General features: G+C 38.3%; 23 protein-coding genes. 14 read left to right on the top strand and 9 right to left on the bottom strand.

All coding sequences use genetic code 11. The features are described from left to right. Positions 1-119 precede the first annotated feature (119 nt). Positions 120-776 (bottom strand): GTP cyclohydrolase I FolE, encoded by a 657-nt coding sequence (gene folE, locus P9B04_RS09975; RefSeq protein ID WP_342054840.1) that lies wholly within the window; start codon positions 774-776, stop codon positions 120-122. Positions 777-790: 14 nt separating this feature from the next. Next, positions 791-1750 carry a CobW family GTP-binding protein gene (locus P9B04_RS09970; RefSeq protein WP_342054839.1) on the bottom strand — a complete coding sequence of 320 codons (960 nt, stop codon included), beginning with the start codon at positions 1748-1750 and terminating at the stop codon, positions 791-793. Positions 1751-2063: 313 nt separating this feature from the next. Between P9B04_RS09970 and P9B04_RS09965 the strand changes: the two genes are divergently transcribed. From P9B04_RS09965 to P9B04_RS09950, 4 genes are all read left to right on the top strand, one after another. Then, positions 2064-2573 carry a hypothetical protein gene (locus tag P9B04_RS09965; RefSeq protein WP_342054838.1) on the top strand — a complete coding sequence of 170 codons (510 nt, stop codon included), beginning with the start codon at positions 2064-2066 and terminating at the stop codon, positions 2571-2573. Positions 2574-2671: 98 nt separating this feature from the next. Then, a complete protein-coding gene (locus P9B04_RS09960; RefSeq protein ID WP_342054837.1) occupies positions 2672-3253 on the top strand; it encodes a Uma2 family endonuclease in 582 nt (193 codons plus the stop codon). A gap of 63 nt (positions 3254-3316) precedes the next feature. Further along, entirely contained in the window at positions 3317-3673 is a 357-nt protein-coding gene (locus P9B04_RS09955) for a hypothetical protein (RefSeq protein WP_342054836.1), read from the top strand. After that, positions 3670-3942 carry a type II toxin-antitoxin system VapC family toxin gene (locus tag P9B04_RS09950; protein WP_342054835.1) on the top strand — a complete coding sequence of 91 codons (273 nt, stop codon included), beginning with the start codon at positions 3670-3672 and terminating at the stop codon, positions 3940-3942. Before P9B04_RS09955 ends, P9B04_RS09950 begins: the two co-directional genes overlap by 4 nt. Positions 3943-4098: 156 nt before the next feature. On the opposite strand, the gene P9B04_RS09945 is transcribed toward P9B04_RS09950, so the two are convergent. Further along, complete coding sequence (locus P9B04_RS09945; RefSeq protein WP_342054834.1) at positions 4099-5139, bottom strand: CobW family GTP-binding protein; 1041 nt, start codon at positions 5137-5139, stop codon at positions 4099-4101. 121 nt (positions 5140-5260) lie between these two features. Between P9B04_RS09945 and thrS the strand changes: the two genes are divergently transcribed. The 5 genes from thrS to moaB all read left to right on the top strand — a co-directional run bounded on the left by thrS (position 5261) and on the right by moaB (position 9646). Further along, a complete protein-coding gene (thrS, locus tag P9B04_RS09940) occupies positions 5261-7135 on the top strand; it encodes a threonine--tRNA ligase (protein WP_342054833.1) in 1875 nt (624 codons plus the stop codon). A 63-nt stretch (positions 7136-7198) separates the two neighbouring features. Next, positions 7199-7753 (top strand): Uma2 family endonuclease, encoded by a 555-nt coding sequence (locus P9B04_RS09935; RefSeq protein WP_342054832.1) that lies wholly within the window; start codon positions 7199-7201, stop codon positions 7751-7753. A 23-nt stretch (positions 7754-7776) separates the two neighbouring features. Continuing rightward, complete coding sequence (locus tag P9B04_RS09930) at positions 7777-7899, top strand: hypothetical protein (protein ID WP_342054831.1); 123 nt, start codon at positions 7777-7779, stop codon at positions 7897-7899. 248 nt (positions 7900-8147) lie between these two features. Then, entirely contained in the window at positions 8148-8915 is a 768-nt protein-coding gene (locus P9B04_RS09925; protein ID WP_342054830.1) for a PEP-CTERM sorting domain-containing protein, read from the top strand. 212 nt (positions 8916-9127) lie between these two features. Next, a complete protein-coding gene (gene moaB, locus P9B04_RS09920; RefSeq protein ID WP_342054829.1) occupies positions 9128-9646 on the top strand; it encodes a molybdenum cofactor biosynthesis protein B in 519 nt (172 codons plus the stop codon). A 118-nt stretch (positions 9647-9764) separates the two neighbouring features. Here moaB and psbV read toward each other — a convergent pair whose 3' ends face one another. Then, a complete protein-coding gene (gene psbV, locus P9B04_RS09915; protein ID WP_342054828.1) occupies positions 9765-10250 on the bottom strand; it encodes a photosystem II cytochrome c-550 in 486 nt (161 codons plus the stop codon). Between the two features lie 347 nt (positions 10251-10597). Here psbV and murC point away from each other — a divergent pair, with 347 nt between their 5' ends. After that, on the top strand, positions 10598-12106 hold the full coding sequence (murC, locus tag P9B04_RS09910) for a UDP-N-acetylmuramate--L-alanine ligase (RefSeq protein WP_342054827.1): 1509 nt from the start codon (positions 10598-10600) through the stop codon (positions 12104-12106). Between the two features lie 285 nt (positions 12107-12391). Further along, complete coding sequence (murB, locus tag P9B04_RS09905) at positions 12392-13306, top strand: UDP-N-acetylmuramate dehydrogenase (protein WP_342054826.1); 915 nt, start codon at positions 12392-12394, stop codon at positions 13304-13306. Positions 13307-13394: 88 nt separating this feature from the next. Here the strand turns inward: murB and P9B04_RS09900 are convergent, their stop codons facing one another. Both P9B04_RS09900 and P9B04_RS09895 read right to left on the bottom strand, forming a co-directional pair. Beyond that, on the bottom strand, positions 13395-13814 hold the full coding sequence (locus P9B04_RS09900; protein WP_342054825.1) for a DUF2996 domain-containing protein: 420 nt from the start codon (positions 13812-13814) through the stop codon (positions 13395-13397). A 385-nt stretch (positions 13815-14199) separates the two neighbouring features. Beyond that, positions 14200-15591, bottom strand: a complete 1392-nt coding sequence (locus P9B04_RS09895) for a malic enzyme-like NAD(P)-binding protein (RefSeq protein ID WP_342054824.1) — start codon at positions 15589-15591, stop codon at positions 14200-14202. A gap of 263 nt (positions 15592-15854) precedes the next feature. Between P9B04_RS09895 and P9B04_RS09890 the strand changes: the two genes are divergently transcribed. After that, positions 15855-16955 carry an acyl-CoA dehydrogenase family protein gene (locus P9B04_RS09890; RefSeq protein ID WP_342054823.1) on the top strand — a complete coding sequence of 367 codons (1101 nt, stop codon included), beginning with the start codon at positions 15855-15857 and terminating at the stop codon, positions 16953-16955. 10 nt (positions 16956-16965) lie between these two features. Here P9B04_RS09890 and P9B04_RS09885 read toward each other — a convergent pair whose 3' ends face one another. After that, complete coding sequence (locus P9B04_RS09885) at positions 16966-19131, bottom strand: recombinase family protein (protein ID WP_342054822.1); 2166 nt, start codon at positions 19129-19131, stop codon at positions 16966-16968. Between the two features lie 107 nt (positions 19132-19238). Here P9B04_RS09885 and P9B04_RS09880 point away from each other — a divergent pair, with 107 nt between their 5' ends. Together P9B04_RS09880 and P9B04_RS09875 are read left to right on the top strand one after the other, a co-directional pair. Next, entirely contained in the window at positions 19239-20594 is a 1356-nt protein-coding gene (locus P9B04_RS09880) for a proton extrusion protein PcxA (protein WP_342054821.1), read from the top strand. Positions 20595-20705: 111 nt separating this feature from the next. Further along, a complete protein-coding gene (locus P9B04_RS09875; protein ID WP_342054820.1) occupies positions 20706-21773 on the top strand; it encodes a potassium channel family protein in 1068 nt (355 codons plus the stop codon). Between the two features lie 3 nt (positions 21774-21776). Here P9B04_RS09875 and P9B04_RS09870 read toward each other — a convergent pair whose 3' ends face one another. Further along, positions 21777-22448, bottom strand: a complete 672-nt coding sequence (locus P9B04_RS09870) for a response regulator transcription factor (RefSeq protein ID WP_342054819.1) — start codon at positions 22446-22448, stop codon at positions 21777-21779. Positions 22449-22698: 250 nt separating this feature from the next. Beyond that, positions 22699-22968: an ankyrin repeat domain-containing protein gene (locus P9B04_RS09865; protein ID WP_342054855.1), complete on the bottom strand. Its 270-nt coding sequence runs from the start codon at positions 22966-22968 to the stop codon at positions 22699-22701. Positions 22969-23023 lie beyond the last annotated feature (55 nt).

Below are 23023 nucleotides of genomic sequence, written 5' to 3'. Positions count from 1 at the left end.
AATTTTATTTTAGTGTAAAAGTTTTTTAAATAGGGGAAATTAATCCCCTCATCTATTCAACCTAAAAAAGAGATGAGCTAAATACTCACCTCTAAATTAAATAATGACACGCAAATAGATTAATGCAACCCAGGATTGTGCTGAATCAAGCTCATAAATTCCTGACGGGTTTTAGCATCATTAGCAAAGACTCCTCTAACAGCACTGGTAGAAGTCCAAGAACCAGGTTTTTGGACTCCCCGCATCACCATACACATATGGGTAGCTTCCACAACCACTGCCACTCCTTTCGGTTGTAGTAAACCTTGAAGTGCATCGGCGATTTGAGCGGTTAATCTTTCCTGTACCTGCAAACGTCGTCCGTACATCTCGCAAATACGAGCAATTTTTGATAGTCCAATTACCTTACCATCGGGAATATAGGCCACATGGGCGCGGCCAAGAATAGGTAATATATGGTGTTCGCAAGAACTAAATAGGTCAATATCACGAACTAAGACCATTTCGTTCGCATTCTCATGAAAGACTGCCCCATTGAGAAGTTCGTCTAAAGATTGATGATAACCAGAGGTTAAAAATTTAAGGGCTTTAACTACTCGTTTTGGTGTATCTCTCAAACCTTCGCGATCTGGATCTTCTCCTAATCCTAACAGTAAAGTCCTTACCGCTTGGCGCATCTCCTCCTCAGATACAGGAGGCTGTTGTTTAGTGCTTAATGACGGTAACTTATTATCAATTTTGTTAACTTGATTGGGTTGGGGCTGAGCTAAGGTCATAATTTTGAATTAAATTAAACAGTAAGAGAAGTAGCTAAACAGTTATTTAGCTGTTGGTGGAGTTTATCGGAATCTAAATGACGACCGATAAATACTAGCTGGTTGGCAGGAGAATTAGACCAGGGTTCGGACTTGATATCGTTGCGCTGTCCGCATAGTTGGAAAATGTGACGTAATTGGCTTCCTGCAAACCAAACAATTCCTTTGGCGCGAAATACTTCTAGGGGAAGTCCTTCTTCTAAAAACTTATGAAATTTATAAACATCAAAAGGTTTATCGCTTTGGAAAGACATAGAGACAAAACCATCTGTTTTGAGGTGATGGGAATTCTTGTGGTCTTCTTGTTCAAGAAGACTATCTGTGTCAGTTAAACCCACATCCAAAATCAACGGCAAAGGGACTTGGGCGTGTTGAGTATGTATAATTCTGGGATTCTTTTTTATAGAGGTAATGTAGGTTTCTAATGCTGTTAGTTGTTCCTTATTGGCTAAATCGGTTTTATTCAATAAGAGAATATCTCCATAAGCAATTTGTTTAAAGGCCACTTCGCTATCAAAATGTTCTGGGGTAAAGGTTTCGGAATCAATTAGGGTAATAACCGAATCCAAGTGGGTAAAATATCGAAAATCTGAGCCAACAAAAGTCAAAATAATCGGTAAAGGGTCAGCTACCCCTGTGGTTTCAATAATTAAACGATCGACTCTTTGTTTCCTAGCTAAGATTCGTTTTACCGCCTCTACCAAACCATCATTAATAGTGCAGCAAATACAACCATTACTCAACTCTACCATGTCATCCTCGTAGGAAACCAAAAGTTGAGCATCGATATTGATATCACCAAACTCGTTAACCAATACTGCAACTTTGTGATCAAGGTCGTTTTGCAGAATTTGATTCAGTAAGGTGGTTTTCCCACTACCCAGAAAGCCCGTAATGATGGTGACTGGTAGTCCTTGCTGGTTAATCTCTGACATGGCGAAGAGAAGCAATTGAGTTTACAAAAGTTAATTATACTATAACGATAATCGTTCTCAAAACAAAATAAAAAGGTCAGGGCGATCGCCTATTAATTTCACATAGCTCAACTCACAGCTTGCCTATATTAACGGCAAATAGTAAGTTTTCTCCTTATCATTTTACTATCATTTGGTAACAATCAAAGTAATCTCAATTTATTGCGATTGTTTCCGAGTATGAGCGCATCAAAAAAGAAATAATGTTATCAGTGGGATCATATAATGAGTATTGATCTGTTCCTTTGATATATATTCAGGTTCTTTTTATCTAATGAAAAACAGAAATATAATTAATTTATTTGCTATATTGATTTTAGGTTTGCCCTTAGTAGTCTTTTTAGGAATAGTGATTTTAATTGTCGGAGCTATTACATCTGATACTATTTCCAATAATAAAATCATCGGAGCGTATTCCAATAAATTCAAAACTATCAAACACCCCGACAATACTTCGATAATTAAGTCTTTTAAATACGTAAAATCACCCCCCGGTAACGGTACTGATTGTTTTTATTTTGTAGGTGAATTAAGACAAACTTCTAGCCTTGAATCTGAAATTAAAGAGTTTTACTCCAAGACAAAATATCATAGTGAATTAAGTATAGAATTTGCTGACAGTGATCAGTTTAGTGAAATAGTTCCCTACGGATTTAATAATCTTTCTCAATTTAATATTAAAGATGTCTTAGACGAAAAACAGAAAATTTATATAATATATTGGTTAATACCTGAATATTTACTTCCAGATAACCAAAAGATGTTTGATTTACGTTGTACCTAGTTCACATTAAATGAGTTTAAACCGTTCTCAAAATAGAGCAAAAAGATTTAGCGGATTAAACGCTCTAGAATAGTAGTTGAAAATCAATTTGTAAACTTATGGAAAATATTACCATTCCCAAGGGATTTCGGGTAACTCCAGAACAATTCGATCAACTAGCACAAACCGAACAGCTAGTGCGAATGGAGTTAACCCAAGATGGAGAATTAATTGTTATGAGTCCCACTGGAGGAACAGCAGGTAGAAAAAACTTTAATCTATATCTAGACTTAGGAATTTGGAATCGTCAAACCAAGTTAGGACAAGCTTTTGATTCTTCTACTGTGTTTGTCTTACCCAATGGTGCAAGAAGAAGTCCTGATGTTAGCTGGATTAAACTAGAAAGATGGAATCAATTAACTAAAGCGCAACAAGATGGTTTCCCTCCTATTTCTCCTGATTTTGTTATTGAATTAGTAAGTCCTAGTGATCTTAAAAATCAACGATATGAAGATTTACAATCAAAAATGCAGGAATATTTAGATAATGGTGTTAGACTTAGTTGGTTAATCGAACCATCCGCAAAAATAGTAGAAATATATAGAGTTGGGCAGCAAGTAGAGATTTTAAATAATCCTCAAACTCTATCAGGAGAAGCTGTTTTACCTGGGTTTGTTTTAGATTTAAGTAAGATTTTTTGATTTGACAGTTAAAGCGATCGCCAATACGATATAAATCAACAGTTATCTATAAAGATTTCTCAAGTGAACGAGTTACCCATTACAAACAATGTTTACGGATGTCTTTATTCAAAAGTAGGTTTGAGAGATGTCGCCAAAGTGCTTCGAGATTTTTTAGGGCTATCAGAAAAACAAGCCTACATTTACAAAAGTCAATTTGATGGAAATGAGACATTAAAAATTAGGACGAAAGCGTATGAATTTGAAACACAAAATCTAAAAGAAGGAGATAAATGGCTTTTCAATGGTGCGGTTGCAGGAGATATTGACTTAATCAAGGCAACTCTAAGGGAAATATGCGATTCATTAAAATTTAAGGGATATGAAGCAAATTTTGAAATCTATGATGAGAATTTTGAATTTATTTCCGAATACCCTTGAGGAACATACTTTTAGATACAAATGCTTTTTTGTGGTGGGTAACAAACTATTCTAAACTTTCTGCCGAAGCAAAAATTATTATTAGCAATCCTCAAAATGATATCTTCTTCAGTATTGTTAGTGCTTGGGAAATTGTTATCAAAGCTCAAATTTGCAAGCTTCTTTTGCCTGAAACTCCCGATGTTTATATTCCCAGTCGTATCGCTTACTATGGGTTTCAAATACTTCCTATTGAAATGATAGATGTGTCGCATATTTTGCTATTATGAACTCACCATAACGATCCCTTTGATCGCTTATTAATTGCACAAAGTTAGACGCACAACCTACCTACATTAAAGGCAGACAGCAAATTTTCTTTGTATGATGTCACTGTTATTTGGTAGTGATTAAAATTGGGTTTTATTGAACTGCATCTATTCTAATTACCAAGGTAAATTAGGCAGACCAAATTTATTTTTACTCACTAACTCTACCAAACAATCATTAAGTTGTTGTTTAATTAATGATTCATCTAAATTACGCCCAATCAATACAAGTTCGTTTTTTGGTTGAGTTGTCCAATCATCCGCTTGGAGATCATATCGTGGTCCGCTGAGTTGAAAAATATGTCGAGCAGGACTTTCTTGAAACCATAATATTCCCTTGGCGCGAAATATATTATTAGGTAATTGTTCGGATAAAAACTGTTCAAATTTTTGTGTTTCAAATGGGCGATCGCTTTGAAAAGAAACAAAACTAAAATTATCATCTGCTAAATGATTGTTAAACGCTGATTTATTTTGTCGAAAATTAGAGATTTCGGTTTTATAATCATCTGTTTGAGTTAAGCCAATATCTAAAATTAGTGGTAAAGGAACTCTGCTGTATTCGCTTTCTAAAATCCTAAATCCTGGTTTAATATCTTGAATAAATTCTTTTAATTCGCTAATTTTTTCTTTAGTTGCTAAATCAATCTTATTTAAAACAACCATATCACCGTATCTAATTTGACTTAAAGCAGCATCACTATCAAAATGGTTGGCATCAAAAGCAGTTGCATCCACAACTGTAATTACAGAGTCAAGACGAGTCAAAAATTTTAATTCTGTTCCCAGGAAAGTGAGAATAATCGGTAATGGATCTGCTACTCCTGTTGTCTCAATGACTAAATAATCTATTTTTTCTTCTCTTTCTAAAACTCCATAAACAGCGTTAACTAAACCATCATTAATAGTACAACAAATACAACCGTTGCCCAACTCTATCATATCTGAATCAACTGAGATTAAGAGTTGTTCATCAATATTAATATCCCCAAACTCATTGACTAATACTGCTATTTTCAAGTTGTCTTTATTCTGTAAAATTTGGTTGAGTAAAGTCGTTTTTCCACTACCTAAAAAACCAGTAATTATGGTGACTGGCATTCCACTTTTTGGTAAAGATGGTAAAGCATCGGACAGGGTAAAGTTTAGACGAGTCATATTTTTCAGTTAGTTAGCCTCGGAATATCTTGATAATGGCTCTCATTCTATCTCGATTTCTTTCTAATCCGAATTCGATTTGCGCTATTATGATAATGGTTATCATTACAATATTTTACCAATGGTTAGTCAGTTAGCTCAGTCTCCCTTAGAAATAGCCAACCCAGAACAATTAAAGCGTATTCGTCACACTTGCGCCCATGTCATGGCAATGGCAGTACAAATCTTATTTCCAGAGACAAAAGTTACCATTGGTCCCACTACAGATACAGGTTTTTATTACGATTTTGATCGCCCACAACCTTTTTCCCCTGAAGATTTGAAAAAAATTACCAAGCAAATGCGCTTCATTATTAAAGCTAATTTGCCGATTATTCGTGAAGAGATCACTAGAGAAAACATTAAAACCGAAATAGAACAGTTAGGGGAACCTTATAAAGTAGAAATTTTAGATAGCATTCCCGAAGGAGAAACCATCACCCGTTACTACATTGGCAGTCCGGATGGGGGTAGATTGCCAGATTTAGGCGCAAAATTCAAAGCGGCTTTACCTGAACCATCTTTAATTAAACCTGTTAAAATCCCTGCTACAGTATCTTGGTGGGATCTCTGTGCAGGACCTCACATTAACTATACAGGGGAAATTAACCCCAAAGCTTTCGCTTTAGAAAGCGTAGCCGGTGCATACTGGCGCGGAGATGAAACCAAAGCCCAATTACAACGTATTTATGGAACTGCTTGGGAAACCCCCGAACAATTAGACGCTTATTTACAACAACGGGAAGAAGCTAAACGTCGAGATCATCGCAAACTAGGAAAAGAGTTAAAACTATTTAGCATTCAAGAAAATGCTGGTGGTGGTTTAGTATTTTGGCATCCTCGTGGCGCAACCATGCGCTATATCATCGAAGATTATTGGCGTAAGGCTCATTTAGATGGAGGTTACGAACTTCTCTATACTCCCCATGTGGCTAACTTGGAATTGTGGAAAACATCGGGACATTTTGATTTTTATCGGGAAAATATGTTTGATTCGATGGACATTGAGCAACAAGCTTATCAAATCAAACCTATGAACTGTCCCTTTCACGTTTTAACCTATAAAAATGACCTCCATTCCTATCGAGAATTCCCCTTACGTTGGGCAGAATTAGGGACAGTATATCGCTACGAACGTTCTGGGGTTTTACACGGTTTGATGCGGGTACGGGGTTTTACTCAAGATGATGCCCATATTTTCTGTTTACCCACACAAATTCCCCAAGAAATTCTCGGTGTACTGAATTTAACAGAGAAGATTCTTTCAGATTTTGGGTTTAAAGACTATGAAGTAAATCTTTCCACTCGCCCAGATAAGTCGGTGGGGACAGATGAAGGTTGGGAGTTAGCCACTAAAGCTTTAGTAGAAGCTTTAAATAATAAAGGTTGGGACTATATTGAAGATAAGGGAGGTGGTGCTTTTTATGGTCCCAAAATCGACATCAAAATTAAAGATGCTATCGGACGTACTTGGCAATGTTCTACTATTCAGGTAGATTTTAACCTACCAGAACGCTTTGACATGGAATATGTCGCTGTGGATGGTTCTCGTCAACGCCCTATTATGATTCATCGGGCAATTTTTGGGTCTTTAGAACGTTTTTACGGAATTTTAATCGAAAACTACGCAGGGGATTTTCCTTTATGGTTAGCACCTATTCAACTACGTTTACTACCAGTTAGTGAAGCACAAAGAGAATATGGGGAAACTGTGGTTGCGGCACTAAAAGAGGCTGGTTATCGGGTAGAAATAGACTGTACCGGAGAACGTTTGGGCAAACAAATACGTAATGCCGAACTAGAAAAAATTCCTGTGGTAGCCATAGTTGGAAAAAGAGAAGTTGAAACTCAAACTTTGAGTATTCGCACTCGTCAACAAGGGGATATTGGTACAATGGACTTGGCTAAGTTGAAAGAAAGTTTCAAGAGTGCGATCGCTAATAAGGTCAATATTTAGATTTTTTAGTCTGAATATTGTAAGTTAGCAAAGCATGAAAGAAACTATATCTCTTCAGTAAAAATGTTAACTATTGGAACACAAAAAAGCGACCGCATTACTACAATTACTAACACCACCTGGGCAGAATATATTAGTTTAAATTTGCCCAGTAAACGGGTTTCGTTTCGCAACGGAGTAATTACTATTGTGTCCCCAGGACGTAACCATGAACTAATTGGTGATTATATCAGGTTGATTATTTTGGCGTATTGTCGTAATCTTAATATTCCTGTTTTCTCCTACAATCAAACTACCCTTAAGGAAGAAGGGAAAGAAGGGAAAGAACCTGATGTGGCTTACTGTTTTGAAATAGACAAAGACAAGCCAGATTTGGCGGTAGAAATCAATCTCACATCAGGGAGTATAGACGATTTAACTAAATATCAATACTTAAATATTCCTGAAGTTTGGCTATGGGAAAACAATAAAATTAGATTATTTGTTTATAGTGATTCAGGATATTTAGAATTAACGGCAAGTAAATTTCTGCCTAACTTAAGCAGCGATCGCATTACCACAATTGTCAATAGTTGTTTTGGCAAAAGTGTTTTGGAAGTAGAAAAATATTTCCCTTAAAGCTTAATTTGAAAGTAACAAAAATGAACCAACAAGAATCTTTACTATCTTTGAAAATTGCCGTGCTGACAGTTTCTGATACAAGAAACGAAGCTGATGATAAATTGGGCAAAATATTAGTTGATAAATTAAACAGGGAAGTTTAAATCCATACTTTACTTAAAAAGAGAAATACTACTCCCAGCATAGGTATGGTGTTCTATGTTGGCTACAAAATCTTCGTCGGACTCAGGTTACAAAAAGTTAAGCTTTGAGAGGCAGGATTAAGGAATATTGAACACCTTTATAAAACTTTCAACATTCCTGCTAGTGACCTTGACAGAATTGATTTTGTCATTTAAATTTTCCAGCAAGTAAGTTTTTTCACTTACGTTTTTTCACTTAGGAGTATTTCGTGAACAAATTTAATTCCAATTTATTAAAATCAACTTTTGTCATAGCTCTTTCTGGTGCTTCCATTGGCTTTAACGCTGAGACGTTACTGGCAGCTTCTGTAGAGCTAGGTCTTGTCGTAGATGGTTCAGGTAGTGTTTCCGGAGGCGATTTTGCGTTCCAGCGAGATGCTTACGTCAATATCTTTACAAACGACTTTGCTGGTAATTTTCTGACTGGCGATGTGGATACTGTATTTGTTTCCTTCTGGCAATTTTCTAGCGGATTGGACCTAGAAGTTGATTGGACTGCCATTACTAATAACGCTGAGGCTATAGCCTTTGCTAATCTGATCGCACCTGTGACTCAAAACGGCGGCGGGACTAATACAGGAGGAGCTATTTCTGGGGTAGCGGCATCAATACTTAGTAACGCATTTGATGGTGACTCCGAGGTGATTGATATTTCAACTGATGGGTCACCCAATAGTCAAACGGCGGCGGAATCTGCTGCGTCAGCTGCTTTTCTCGATAATGGCATCGTCACCAATACCCTATTTGTCGGAACTAGTACCAGTGGTGCAGCAAGTAATGCTGCCATTGCTACTGCTGGTGGTGGGACTGCTTTTACTGCCAATAGTTTTGCTGAGTATGAGGTTGCATTGGTAGAAAAACTTGAGGCAGAGATTATAGATCCAGATCCTTCACCACCGGTTCCTGAACCTGGAACTATTCTTGGACTACTTGCAGTTGGTGGATTAGGCTTAGGACTAAAGAGAAAAAAACAATAGTAATAGTGAAATAATTTATTAGCTAAGTGATTCGGACATAAATGAAAACCACTGTATTAAAACACATTAACCAAACTAAAAATTTTTTTTCCGTGTTTCTTGTTCCCTAACCATTAATTTTAAATATGTTCGATCACTTAGTTTTCTGATAGGATATAAATCACCATAGAAAAGTGATTGAAAAAGCAAATCACTTTTATAACTTAAAGTTAATGAACCATAACGAATCTTTCCTGTCTTTGAAAATTGCCGTGCTGACAGTTTCTGACACCAGAACAGAAGCTGATGATAAATCGGGTAAAATATTAGTAGATAATTTAACCACAACAGGTCATTCCCTAGCTGAAAAAACAATTGTTCCTGATAACATTTATCAAATTCGTGCTGTAATATCTAGATGGATTGCAGATGAATCTGTCCAAGTAATTTTAACCACTGGTGGTACGGGAGTTACAGGAAGGGATGGAACTCCAGAAGCTATTAAACCACTCTTAGACAAAGAGATTGAAGGTTTTGGGGAGATATTTCGGATGATTTCCTATCAAGAAATTAAAACCTCTACCATTCAATCTCGAACTTTGGCCGGGGTAGCTAATGGAACTTATATCTTTTGTTTACCTGGTTCTAGCGGTGCTTGTCAAACAGGATGGGGTATTATCAAAGACCAACTCGATTCTCGTAATCGTCCTTGCAATTTGGCTCAATTGATACCGAGATTAACCGAAACTTAGAGATAGTAAAGTAAGATTTTTAGCAGTTACATTAGGATAAAAAAACAGAAAAAATCTCTCTAGAATATTCCAGAGAGATGATTTTAAAAATGAACTCAAATTGTTTTAATAATTGGTTTTAGAAGTAAATTGAGCCACCCCAGTAAGAATCTAATTTGGGTGCTACTAAAACATAACCAGACACATCGTAGAGGTCTTCTTCAGTGAAGTCTCTCAACTCTGGATAGAGATCAGAACGATTCACGTTAACATGAAATTCGGTGTAATCGTCTTCTCCATCGTAACTGGTAGGTTGTCTTAAATAATCGACAATCGCTAAAAGATTATCACGGGGAGGTTCTGCACCAGCTAAATCCTCTAGACCCAAACTTACATTATTGTTGGTTTTAGTTTTCCCTTGTAAATGACACTGGGTACATTCACGAATAAACAGTTTTTGTCCGTTAGCAATTTGTTGGTTATCGAGAGTAGTTTTTTCACCGTCTTCTGCTAAAGGAACTGTGCGAGTTTTTTCGGTTAATTCTAATGCAGTAGCATCATGGATGGGAAATTGTAAAAAGAAAAAGACAGCAGCGATGGCCATCAAGATGAATCGTTTTACCATTGTTCTCCTACAAATTATGATTTTGTGGTTATATTAATCTTTGCGCGCATTACGGCTTTATTAAAGATACCATAATTTCTGCTCTTTAGAGAGGATTCACCCTAGGCCATAGACTCCCTACCTATCAAAGTGTCATAGAGTAGATGTGAGAGCCTACCGAACCTTTACTAACTGATTTTTTTAGTAGAAAAGGGAACTCTTTAGAGTTAACTTCGTTCACATAGGATGATGTGGTACATACTGAAGATGAGTGTCTTAATGACCAACTAGTCAGTTTTTGATATCATAAACCGTAAAATCATAACTAGTTAATTTCACTTTAGTTGCGTGGTGTGTGAGGAGAGGTAATGGTGAAAACCGTAGATTTTAGTGGACGACCTTTTCATTTTATCGGCATTGGTGGCATTGGTATGTCAGCTTTGGCTTATGTTTTAGCCAAACGGCAATTGCCTGTGTCTGGGTCTGATTTGCGTTCAACCCATATTACGGAGCGATTGCAAGGGGTTGGAGCGCATATTTTTAGTCGTCAAGAGGCAATCAATTTAGAGTTGTTCAATGGGGATTGTACAACAGTATCAGAAACCCTATCTACGGTTGTCGGTGGAAACGGTTTGTCCTATAGGAATAGTCAAGACAAAATTTTTTCAGACTCTAATCTTCTTTCTCTCCGAAACAACTTACCTCAGGTTATTTGTTCTACAGCTATTGGTCACAACAACTCTGAATATGCGGCAGCCAAAGAAAAAGGTTGCCCCATTTTTCATCGTTCCGATGTTTTAGCTGCTTTGATTCGAGACTATCAGAGTATTGCTGTTGCTGGAACCCACGGTAAAACCACCACCAGCAGTTTAATCGGTTATATGCTATTGAAAGCAGGAGTTGACCCCACCATAATTGTGGGGGGAGAAGTAGATGCTTGGGAAGGAAATGCCCGAATTGGAGCGACAGGGGGTTATCTCGTAGCAGAAGCAGATGAGTCCGATGGTTCTCTAACTAAGCATTACCCTAATATCGGCATTGTCACTAACATAGAATTAGATCATCCGGACCACTATCAAACTTTGGATGATGTGGTTAAAACCTTTCAGATATTTGAAACCCAGTGCGATATTTTGATCGGTTGTTTGGACTGTGAAACCGTAGCTAACCAACTGACCCCTACCATTACCTACAGCTTAGACAGCAATAAAGGCGCTGATTACACCGTTAAAAATCTTTTCAGTGGTCCCGATGGTACTACAGCGCAAGTATGGGAAAGAGGCAATTATTTAGGGGAAATGCGCCTAACCATTCCTGGAGATCATAACGTTAGTAATGCCTTAGCGGCGATCGCAGTAGGAAGAAAGTTAGGTTTAGAATTTTCTGTGATTGCTGATGGGTTGCTTAACTTTGAAGGAGCAAAACGACGCTTTGAACACCGTGGAGAGTGTAATGGCGTTAACTTTATCGATGATTACGCCCATCATCCTAGCGAAATCGAGGCTACTTTATCTGCTGCCCGTTCTCAAGTAGATGGGAAGAAGGTTTCCCGTGTCGTGGCCATATTCCAGCCCCACCGTTACAGCCGAACCGCTACCTTTTTAAAGGAATTTGCCGCTTGTTTCCACGATGCAGACCTAGTTATTTTGACGGATATTTACAGTGCTGGAGAGGTCAACCTACACAATATCAGTGGGGAAGATTTAGCAATAGCTGTAGGAGAGAATCATCCCCAAGTTATTTACCAACCATCTTTAAATACCCTCAAAGAAACATTACCAATGTTAGTACAACCAGGAGACTTGGTATTGTTTTTGGGAGCAGGAAATCTCAATCAGATTATTCCTCAAGTAATTTCCCAGTATAAAGCGGCATAACTCTTTCCCTGCTTAACAGTGGAATGCCTACATTGATTCTTTACTTTTCACTGTTAACCTGAGTTCGTAAGAAAATTCGTCGGGTTCAAGAGTCTCAAACACCGATTATCTGGTCAAAAAAAACTTAACTCCTAATACCGAACTCAGGTTGTTAACTTTTAAATCATAGCTAGAATATTTATAAAAACCGACGAAATAGCTAATTATCATCGATCCTTGACAATAATTAGGAACAATTAGCCTAATCTCTAGTCGTTTCGTTCAGATTACCCTCATTGAGTCCCCATGATTACTGCACTTAACCCATCGTCTAACCCACCCATCTACCCTAACGTTTCTTTGGCACCCCGTACCTCCTATCGAGTTGGAGGAAAAGCTCAGTGGTACGCCGCCCCCAGGAACTTCGAGCAGCTACAATCTACTTTTGAATGGTTCCAAAAACAAGACATACCCTTGATGTTGTTGGGAGCCGGGTCAAATCTTTTGATTAGCGATTGTGGGATTGAAGGTTTAGTATTGAGTACCCGTTATCTTCGTCATCGCCACTTCGATGAAGAAACAGCACAAATTACCGTAGCGGCCGGGCAATCCATTGTTAGTGTGGCTTGGCAAGCGGCTAAAAGGGGTTGGAGTGGCTTAGAATGGGCTGTGGGTATCCCCGGAACCGTTGGCGGAGCAGTGGTGATGAATGCAGGAGCGCACAACCAGTGTACCGCTGATTCCTTGGTGAGTGCGTTAGTTCTTTCTCCTGATGGTAAGCTAGAAACTTTAACCCCAGAAGACTTAAACTATAGCTACCGCTCCTCGGCTTTGCAGGGGGGACAACGATTAGTTATCGAAGCCACTTTTCAGCTAAAACCTGGTTTCAGTCGCGAGGAAATTTCCGCCACCACCCAGGAAAACCTGCACAAAAGAAAAAGCTCTCAACCCTACGATAAACCTAGTTGTGGTAGCGTTTTCCGTAACCCTAGTCCCTATGCGGCTGGTTGGTTAATCGAACAATTGGGATTAAAAGGCTACCGTGTGGGAGATGCAGAGGTATCCCAACGCCACGCCAACTTTATCTTAAATTGCGGTCAGGCCAAAGCTCAAGATATTTTTCGTCTCATTAACCACGTTCAAGAAAAAGTAGAAGCTCATTGGTCTTTATTATTAGAACCGGAAGTAAAAATTTTGGGTGAATTTTCTGCTTTATCGTGATTTTTAAAGCAATATGGAACAGTGACCAGTGATTAGCTATCAGTTTAGTTCATCGGTCACTGTTGATGGTTTTGGGGACATTATCCCGTCAATTTCTCGTTAACCATTTCTGTCCATTGAGGCGTTGTACGGTATATAAAACCATTAAATCTAGGGTAACTTTACGCTCATCGATCATAAAGGATTCAATGGTGCTGGGGGGTTTACCATTGACGGCGTAGGAAAAGGCTTTAGGTCCTTTGATGTCCTCTTGGGGAAAGTAGATGTTAAACTGGCGTTGTCCCTGGTTCCAAGTGCCAATCACTTGCCAACAAGCTTCATTGGATGTGGCTCCAGGAATGGAGACGGGGGCTTTAGTAAAGGATACTTCGATATCCTTGAGTCCTTCCTTGGTGAGACTTTCTTTGAGAGTAGGGGTGAAATGCTCCTCCATAAACTCGGTGAAGGGCTTTTTTTCGATCGCAGGGGGTTTGGTTTTTTTTGCCGTTGGTTTTGTCTCTTCTGCCATAATGATAGTGATCCCTGTAATTTTATTATTATTTTATCTAAAATTTGGCTTTCAATATTCTCTAGACCATCTTATACCAATTCTTGAAATTGAAGAAGGAGTCAGGAGTCAGGAACTCCTAACTCCGAAGGGATGTTAAACTCACATCTTGCACCTTCGATAAAACTGGCTAGTTTGTAAGGGTTCAGCTATCAGCTATCAGCCATCAGTTGAAACATATCAATCTCTATCTTATGCTGTGAGTGAGATTAAACATAAGCTTAACGCTTTCAGCTAGGATATGAAAGCTGACTGCTGTGCGATAGCGCCGGAACGGAGTGAGGAACTGCTGACTAATTTAAGTTTTTCTACACTGGTGCAAGATATCAGTTAAACAGCAGAATAACTATTGAATGGCTACACCATCTTCACGGGCAGCTAATTCTACCGCACTAGCTACAGCATGAGAGACACGCTCATCAAACACAGAAGGAATAATATGTTCAGCATTTAACTCACTAGAATTAACCAAAGATGCGATCGCTTTAGCTGCTTCTAAATACATATGCTCGGTAATATTTTTGGCGCGACAATCTAAAGCTCCTCGAAAAACCCCAGGAAAAGCCAGAACATTGTTAATTTGGTTGGGATAGTCGCTACGCCCTGTAGCCATCACTGCCACATCTTTGGTCACTAATTCTGGCTGAATTTCGGGGATAGGGTTCGCCATCGCAAACACAATGGGATCTCTAGTCATCGATCGCACCATTTCTGGTGTTACCACTCCCGGCGCACTCACCCCTAAAAAGACATCAGCCCCTTGCATAGCGTCTTCTAGGGTTCCACTGGCACTCACTGCGTAAGCTTGTTTTTGTGGGTTGAGATCGTCTCGACTGTGGGAGATCAGCCCTTTGGAGTCGCATAACCAAATAGTAGTAGCCCCTGCTGTGCGCAATAGAGAGGCGATGGCGACACCGGCAGCCCCTGCACCGTTAATTACAATTCGTACCTCTTCTAGGGACTTGTGGACTAATTTCAGGGCATTAAATAAAGCTGCGAGGGTAACAATGGCTGTACCATGTTGATCGTCGTGAAATACGGGAATGTCTAGTTCTTGGCGTAATCGTTTTTCAATTTCAAAGCAACGAGGGGCGGCAATATCTTCTATGTTAATTCCTCCAAACACCGGAGCGATGCGTTTGACGGTTTCGATAATTTCTTCTGTGTCTTGGGTGGCTAAACAGATGGGAAAGGCATCTACTCCAGCAAATTCCTTAAATAACATGGCTTTTCCTTCCATTACTGGTAAGGCAGCTTCTGGACCGAGGTTTCCTAACCCTAACACCGCGCTGCCATCGGTTACCACTGCCACTGTGTTATTTTTTATGGTGAGATTATACACTTCAGAAGGATCACGGGCAATGGCTTTACAAATACGACCCACTCCTGGGGTGTAAGCCATGGCCAAGTCTCCTTGAGAACTAAGGGGGAGCCGGCTTTCTACGGTAATTTTACCCTTACGATGAAGTTCAAAGGTGCGATCGGATACTTTGAGTATTTTTACGTTGGGAATTTCTCTAACGGCAGAAACAATTTGTTCTGCATGATCTTCGCTAGATGCTTCGACGGTAATTTCCCGTTGTGTGATTTTCAGGTTATGCTCAATTAAAGAAATTTGTCCAAAACTCCCTTGAGCCCCTGCAATGGCCTGGGTAACGTTGGCAAGGGTTCCAGCAATGTTGGGTAATTCGATGGTTAATGCAAGGCTGTAACTTGCGGTTGGGTTGAGGTTTGCCATGTAATTCCTTAACTCGTATCAAGAGAGATTGACACTCTCTCTCTTCGTGTTTATGTTTATCCTGACCACAGTAGTCATCGGTCTGAGATAGATGCGATCGCTTGACTACTATTTCTTTTGTGTCTATTTTAGTCTATCCCTTAGATCCAAATATTCTAATTCTTTGAACAATAGTTTAACGTCTTGATTCTCCAGAATGATCAACCGTTTATAATATATTAGCCGTATCAGTTAATCAATAAATTTCTCGCAACATCAGTTATATGCCTATCTCCAAAGAAATTAATAATCGTCCTCAAGTTAACAATTTAGCTAATTTTTTAGATAAAATTGAATCCTATTTGCAAGAATTTGTTGCTCCTGTTGCGTTTGAGATCGATCAATCTCCTACTGCTTTAAACAAGGCTTTGCAAGGCTTAATCGAACTTTCTTTACTCTCGGTGAGAATTCCTAAATCTTGGGGAGGGTTAGAATTAGAACCAGAAACTTTTTATCTTTTTCAACAATTATTATCACAATATTCGGGAGCCTTAGCTTTTTTACAACTGCAACATCAAGGGGCTGTTAATTCTCTTGTTAAAAGCGAAAATCAAGCTTTAAAAGAACAATATTTATCAAAAATTGTCCAAGAAAATTTATTGTGTGGTTTGGGGTTTTCTCAATTAAGACGAGGGGGAAAACCCATGATTACTGCTACTCCTGTTGAGGGAGGATATAGCATTACAGGTGATGTTCCTTGGATCACAGGATTTAATTTCTTTGACGTTTTAATAGTAGGAACTAATTTACCTGATGGTCAAGAAATGAGGGGACTTATTCCTTTTCGTCCTTCCTCTCAGGTTAGATTCAGTGAACCCATGAAATTAGGGGCAATGCAGTCAACAAATACTGTAACTGCTACGTTTGAAAACTATTTTTTACCTACGGAAAATGTGGTTTCTCTTGCTAAACCAGGAGCTATTCACCATAATGATAAAAAAGTGGTTTTGTACCCAAGTTTCTTAGTTTTGGGCTGTGCTAAAGCTAGTCTAAATATTATTAAAAAAACAGCACAAACCAAACAACTTGATTTTATCGAAGATGCTCACAATAAACTGACCAAAGAATGGTATCTTTGTCAAGATAAAATCAAAGAAAAAATAAACCTTAAGAATCGGTCTTTTGAAGAGGATTTAAAGTTAAGGGTTTGGGCAATTAATTTAGCTCAAAAATGTTCAAAAGCTGCGTTGATAGTCTCTAGTGGTGCGGCTAACTATCAAAGTCATCCGGCTCAGAGGGTGTATAAAGAAGCTCTTGTTTTTAGTGTTTTTGCTCAAACAACCGATATTATGCAAGCTAGTTTAGAGCAATTATTGCCGGATTGAATTATAGTAATTATTGTTTATTTTCCGATAATTCTATTTCCTGGGAGCCATTAACTAAAGTTAGTAAAGGACCGGTTTGTTCTGTTCCCTTAACACTTAAATCACTATGGCAAAGGATAACTTTATCCTCAACTCGTCCCAATAAGTCATTTAAAATGCGCTTTAATCGGGCTTTATCTGCCTCAAATTCGTCATCAGCAGTTAAACTTCCTCCTGACCATTCTCTCAGAAATAAAGGGGCGCAAAATAGTATAGAGGCTCCACCTTTTTCCCATAAATTAGATGATATATCTAACCAAAAATGCCAACGATGAGAACTTTTTAAAGAGCGATATTGAAAAATAGTTGCTAAAGTTACATAAGCAGGTTTTTTCCCTAGGTAATATGGAGGGCGAGGATTAGCAGTAATGGTTCCCCGTCGCAATAGTTGAATAAACTCAATTAAGGTTGTTTTTGGTAATTTTGGGTTAGCATCGTATTGTCGCAAACGCCTATCAATTTCCCAAAAATGTTGAACAGTTTCTGTTAATTCCCTCAGAGCAGATAATTGTTGATAGGACAGTTTAAGGTTAACTTGTATTAACTCTTTAATAGCTTTGTCTAGGACTCTATTGGGACTGAGAAGTTCATCTTCTTTAACTTGATTTTGTGTCTTTTTTATCCAATTTAATAGATGATTATATGCTTCGGTTGCCGTGGAACCAATTCTATCCCAACGGGGATAGGTTTCAATGGGTAAAAAGTTACAATTTTCTGATTTAACTTCATAGCAGCTATCAGCAATTAATCCGGCTCTAACGGGATCAATTTTAGCTATTTTCTGCTTAGCATCGTAACTCAAAACCGTCAGCATCTGGGCAATATCATCCTCTCGAAACATTCTAGCTAACCCTGGATAAACCATTCCTAATAGAGTTAATAGGGCTTGAACCAGAGGAAAACTAATTAGAGAACGTTGTTCGTTTAATGGTTTAACGGGAATATCAGCAGAGGATAAAATCTCAATAAATGTGTAACGGGCAATTTCGTCTAATCCAGGAGCAATAATGGCAATTTCTTCTGGATTAACTTGTTTACTTTTGATAGCATCAACAATAAAATTGGCGGTTTCTCGTAATAATTCAGCACGGGAAATAGTTTGCAGGGATGTAAAACAGTCGGGTAAGTTTTCTATTAACAAAGGATTAATGGCTAACTGGGAAATCATCTCACCATAATTACTCTGGATTCTTGGAAAATTTGGTAATATTTTTACATCACAATCAGATGATAATTGAGATAAAGATTGGGGATCTGCATTCAAACCCAAACGAACTTGTCCGTCAGGATTATAGGTAAACACACCAAAAGCATTATGGTCTAAAAAAAAGCGAAATAAATCAAAAGCGATCGCTGGATAATCATCCACATCGTCGGCAAAAATTCCCTGATAACGACTGGTTAAATGCTCTTGATATCGGGAATTGGGTAATAAATATCGCCAATACAGAGTATAAACTAAACCATAAGTTAATAAGCCTCGATTTAAACACCATTGTTGCCATTCTAGAATCAGTTCACCTCTTAATTTAGCCAAAGAAGTTTCCGTCATTTCTGAATTATTTAACTGTTCTAAAAAATACTCCCCTCCCTCTAAACCCTGTTCTAGAATATAGGGGATATGCTCCACTATGACCCCACTAGCACCAGCCAATAGCAGTAAATCAAGGGTTTGACGGACAAAGCGAAACTCGCTATTTCCAGTCAATGTTCCTAAAAACTGATCCTCCAAGGAGTTTCCGTGATTAGTGCCATACTGTCGCCATAGCTTGCTTGCAAGAGATTGTTCGGTTTCTGGACGTAAGAATAGGGGAAACTGGGCTTTTAAAGACAGTTCCTCGAACAACAAAGGCCAAAACAGCTTAATTTCGTCTCTCATCCACCCTATGGGGGTTTTACAGTAAATAGGATAACTTCCTTTCACAGCTAAGGAAAGTTTATCCCCTAGATCACGACGGTTATCATCGTTAGCTGAAAAAACCAACACGGATGAGGCAAGGTTTTGGGTGACAGACTCAACAGAAGAATCCTTTTTCTTCCCCTGCTTATGTTCAACCCAAGAACAAAATTCCTGCACTAACTGGGTTGTTTTTCCGGTTCGGGTGGTTCCTTCGATCCACACAGAGGTTCGCTTCACAGATATTCCTCAACTCAATGGGGTTAATAGACAATTATGTGGCAGCAGTTTTTGTGGGTTTTCTGTTTATTTTATTTTTTATTTGTTACAAGTCAGTCGAAATTATTATGAAATTTAAGTCCTTGGTTAAAAAGACTTCTAACTGGTTAACAGGTACCCCGGAAAGATCCCTGGATACTGCATATAAAGCAGCTTTGAAAATAAAGGCGATCGAGGATAATCATTTTGGTGGTCAAAAAGTTTCCCAGGAAAATGCTGACTATGGCGAGAGCGTTATTTCTTATTTTAAGGCAGAAGTTAACGGTTATTTGCAAAAAGTTAGTATGGGACTCGGTGTGTTTAAAACCAGTCGTCTATTTATTAATATTTCTAATATAAAAGACTCCACACAAGATGTAACAAATCAAGGAGAATTACAAACAAACGCCACAACTGCAGCAATTATTTTTGAAAAATTAGAATTTATCGATCAAGTAACTGCTAAGTACCGACATAATGAAATCCAACAAATTGATAATAGCTCTTTTATTCTACCAGAAGAAGCTTTAAACGGAAAAAATAACCAACAAAAGACAACGGAAACTGTTGCCAAAAATTCTAACAATGGTCAGAAAAAGTCTTCCTCGCCAACTCATGATAATCCTTTAGCCTCTGCATCACAAAAAACAGGTGTTTTGCCTCGCTCTTTTATCAACACTCTGAATAAAATCAAACAAGAAATTGATCCCAAATCAGGAGATACCGAAGAACAAGTTATCAATAAATATCGTAAATCTCGTTTAAGAACTTCTCTTTCTATCAAATTTATTTTATTGTTGATTATTGTTCCTTTATTGACCCACCAACTCACGAAAACGTTTTTGTTAACCCCAATTATCCATCACTACTTTCAAAATCATGAACAGGTTGTTTTCATTAATAAAGACCTAGAAGAAGAGGCATTTCGAGAGTTAAGCCATTACGAAGAAATTCTCAGATTTCAAGGATTAATTGGTTTAAGAGAATCCTTAAGCGACGAAGAAGTAGAAGATAAAGTTAAGCATCGGGCAAAAGAAATAACAGAAGAATATCGCGCCCAAGGAATCGACTCCATTGGTAATGTTTTTGCCGATTTATTTTCTATTGGGGCTTTTTCTTTGGTCATTATGAGTAGTCGCCGAGAAATTGAAGTGTTAAAGTCTTTTTTAGACGAAATTTTGTATGGTTTAAGCGATCCAGCAAAAGCATTTTTAATTATTTTGTTCACCGATATGTTTGTGGGTTTCCACTCTCCTCATGGTTGGGAGGTTATTCTAGAAGGAGTTGCCCGTCATTTTGGCTTACCTGAAAACCAAGAATTTAACTTTCTGTTTATTGCGACTTTTCCGGTTATTTTGGATACAGTTCTTAAATATTGGATCTTCCGTTATCTGAACCGCATTTCTCCATCTGCTGTTGCTACTTACAAAAATATGAACGAATAAAATAAATTTTTAGTTAAACATTGAAACCAGCTTGTAACTGTCATAATTATTATCTTTCAGTCCCAATGGTAAAACATTTCCGCCTCACTATTTTAGAAAATAAAAATTTCTATGGCTTTATATTCTTTTGAAGAAAAATATCGACGTTTACGACAGGAATTACTGGTTGGGGCCATCGCACTAGCCGGTGTTTTTTGTTTGGGAACTCTTTGGTATTGGGTACTGGAAAAATGGTCATTGACCGAAGCTGCCTACATGACCATGATTACCCTTTCTACGGTTGGGTTTTCAGAAGTTCACCCCCTTGATGAGAAGTCCCGACTATTCACCATAATTTTAATTTTGTTGGGAGTCATCACCATTGGTTATATTGTTAATCGGTTAACAGAAGCCTTAATTCAAGGTTATTTTCAAGAAGGAATTCGACAACGACAGGAGAGACGCTTGATAGATACCCTAGAACATCATTGTATTGTCTGCGGTTACGGGCGTACTGCCCGACAAGTCGCCCAAGAATTTACCGCAGAGGACGTTCCTTTTGTCATTATTGACTCTCGACCGGAACAGGTGGAAGAAGCTAAACAGTTGGGTTATATTGTCATTCAGGGGGACGCAACCCTAGATGAATGCTTGATTAGTGCCAAAATTGATAAAGCTGTATGTTTGGTTTCTGCTCTAACCTCCGATGCAGAAAACCTTTACACTGTCCTTTCTGCCAAAACCCTCAACCCTAAAATCCGCGCCATAGCCCGCGCTAGTACGGAAGAAGCGGTATTAAAGCTACAACGGGCAGGTGCGGACGCAGTTGTATCCCCCTACATCACTGGAGGGAAACGTTTAGCGGCGGCGGCTTTAAGACCCCAGGTGATGGATTTTGTGGATGGGATCTTGACTGGAAGCGATCGCACTTTTTATATGGAGGAATTTCTGCTTGATCCTAAGTTTTGTCCTTGTGTTGGTCAAACCCTCAGCGAAGCGAGGTTAAGATTACAGTCGGGGGCATTGGTTTTAGCTATTCGTCGTTCCGATGGTACTTTAATAGGGGGTCCCACTGGGGAAACGGAACTAATGGCCGGGGATTTGTTGATTTGTATGGGAACTCCCGAACAATTACGACAACTCAATCAAATTCTGGGTCCTATTACCCCTTCTCCTGCTTTACGTCCACCTCGACATTAAAACTTAGCTAACTAAATGATGATCCAAAGCAAAACGAACTAATTCTGCACGGTTGCTAGTGTCAGTTTTCCGTAGTAAACTACTGACATATTTTTCGATGGTACGGGGGCTTAAATGGAGTCTTTGACCTATTTCTCCATTGGAGAGTCCCATAGTTAACAGATCGAGAACTTCGCTTTCTCGTCGGGTTAATTCCACTAATTCCATTTCTGCTTGAATGGAGATTTTAGCAGCTTGTTGTTGTTGGGGGGTGTTTTGGTTAACGGACTTGTCTTGAGAAAAACGCCATTCCGATTGAATGATCTGCGATCGCTCCAATAAATTACGGATGACTGCTTTTAACTCTTCCATTTCAAAGGGTTTTGGCAAATAGACATCACAACCTACTTGATACCCTTGAATGCGATTGTCCATAGTACTACACTCGGTGAGAAATACCACGGGGAGTAAACGAAACTCGGGTAGTTGACGGAGTTCTTTTACCAGGGTATAGCCGTCCTTTCGTGGCATTCTGATATCTGATATCAAAAGATGGGGACGATAATTTTGAACCAAGGAAAAGGCATCTTGCCCATCTTGAGCGGTTATGACTCCATAACCGTGCATTTCTAAATAGTCTTGAACAGCGACACGAATTCCTAGATCGTCATCGGCGACTAAAATCAATAACGGCATAAATGAGTTCTTATGTCTCTATTCACATCATAGCATTTTTTCCCATACTGTCACATTTATAAGTCGTTTAATGGTAATTATTATTAATTTATAAACCAAAATGATTTAATGCTAGTAATTATTAATTTCTGAAACTAGCCATCTTTTTTCTTCTTTAGTTAATAAGAATCCTAAATAATGAAAATATTTTGTAATCACTAAAAATAATTGCTTTCTGTCAAATAATATTCAAAAAAAGAGAATTAACAATTTATAATTTATTTTTCTTTGCACCATGTTCTTTAAGAAGCTCTATCATCTCCTGATTTTTATTAGAAATAGCAATGTCTAAAGCTGTAAAACCCTGATTAATTTTAGCATTAATATCAGCCCCTTGACTAATTAAAAGTTCAGCTATCCTCTTACTTTTAGCGAAATTGAATAGATTATCACCATGATCATTTTTAGCATTAACATCAAAATCATTATCAATCAAAATTTCAATCCTTCGTGTATCTCCTTTTTCAGTTGCAGTATGAATTGAACGTATCTTCTCAAAAAGCCAGGGGTCACTCGCTGCGAAAACTTAGGCCAAA

Source organism: Crocosphaera sp. Alani8 (genome assembly GCF_038442745.1).
Lineage (GTDB): Bacteria > Cyanobacteriota > Cyanobacteriia > Cyanobacteriales > Microcystaceae > Crocosphaera.
The sequence above is the reverse complement of the archived record's forward strand: the minus strand, read 5'-3'. Positions and strand labels throughout refer to the sequence as shown.

Coding starts and splice junctions, on each gene's coding strand:
- psbV (WP_342054828.1), bottom strand. CDS start 10,250: ATGGTAAAACGATTCATCTTGATGGCCATCGCTGCTGTCTTTTTCTTT.
- P9B04_RS09870 (WP_342054819.1), bottom strand. CDS start 22,448: ATGCCGTTATTGATTTTAGTCGCCGATGACGATCTAGGAATTCGTGTC.
- P9B04_RS09895 (WP_342054824.1), bottom strand. CDS start 15,591: ATGGCAAACCTCAACCCAACCGCAAGTTACAGCCTTGCATTAACCATC.
- thrS (WP_342054833.1), top strand. CDS start 5,261: ATGGTTAGTCAGTTAGCTCAGTCTCCCTTAGAAATAGCCAACCCAGAA.
- P9B04_RS09880 (WP_342054821.1), top strand. CDS start 19,239: ATGAAATTTAAGTCCTTGGTTAAAAAGACTTCTAACTGGTTAACAGGT.
- murB (WP_342054826.1), top strand. CDS start 12,392: ATGATTACTGCACTTAACCCATCGTCTAACCCACCCATCTACCCTAAC.
- P9B04_RS09890 (WP_342054823.1), top strand. CDS start 15,855: ATGCCTATCTCCAAAGAAATTAATAATCGTCCTCAAGTTAACAATTTA.
- P9B04_RS09900 (WP_342054825.1), bottom strand. CDS start 13,814: ATGGCAGAAGAGACAAAACCAACGGCAAAAAAAACCAAACCCCCTGCG.
- murC (WP_342054827.1), top strand. CDS start 10,598: ATGGTGAAAACCGTAGATTTTAGTGGACGACCTTTTCATTTTATCGGC.
- P9B04_RS09970 (WP_342054839.1), bottom strand. CDS start 1,750: ATGTCAGAGATTAACCAGCAAGGACTACCAGTCACCATCATTACGGGC.
- folE (WP_342054840.1), bottom strand. CDS start 776: ATGACCTTAGCTCAGCCCCAACCCAATCAAGTTAACAAAATTGATAAT.
- P9B04_RS09960 (WP_342054837.1), top strand. CDS start 2,672: ATGGAAAATATTACCATTCCCAAGGGATTTCGGGTAACTCCAGAACAA.
- P9B04_RS09965 (WP_342054838.1), top strand. CDS start 2,064: ATGAAAAACAGAAATATAATTAATTTATTTGCTATATTGATTTTAGGT.
- P9B04_RS09945 (WP_342054834.1), bottom strand. CDS start 5,139: ATGACTCGTCTAAACTTTACCCTGTCCGATGCTTTACCATCTTTACCA.
- P9B04_RS09935 (WP_342054832.1), top strand. CDS start 7,199: ATGTTAACTATTGGAACACAAAAAAGCGACCGCATTACTACAATTACT.
- P9B04_RS09875 (WP_342054820.1), top strand. CDS start 20,706: ATGGCTTTATATTCTTTTGAAGAAAAATATCGACGTTTACGACAGGAA.
- P9B04_RS09930 (WP_342054831.1), top strand. CDS start 7,777: ATGAACCAACAAGAATCTTTACTATCTTTGAAAATTGCCGTGCTGACA.
- moaB (WP_342054829.1), top strand. CDS start 9,128: ATGAACCATAACGAATCTTTCCTGTCTTTGAAAATTGCCGTGCTGACA.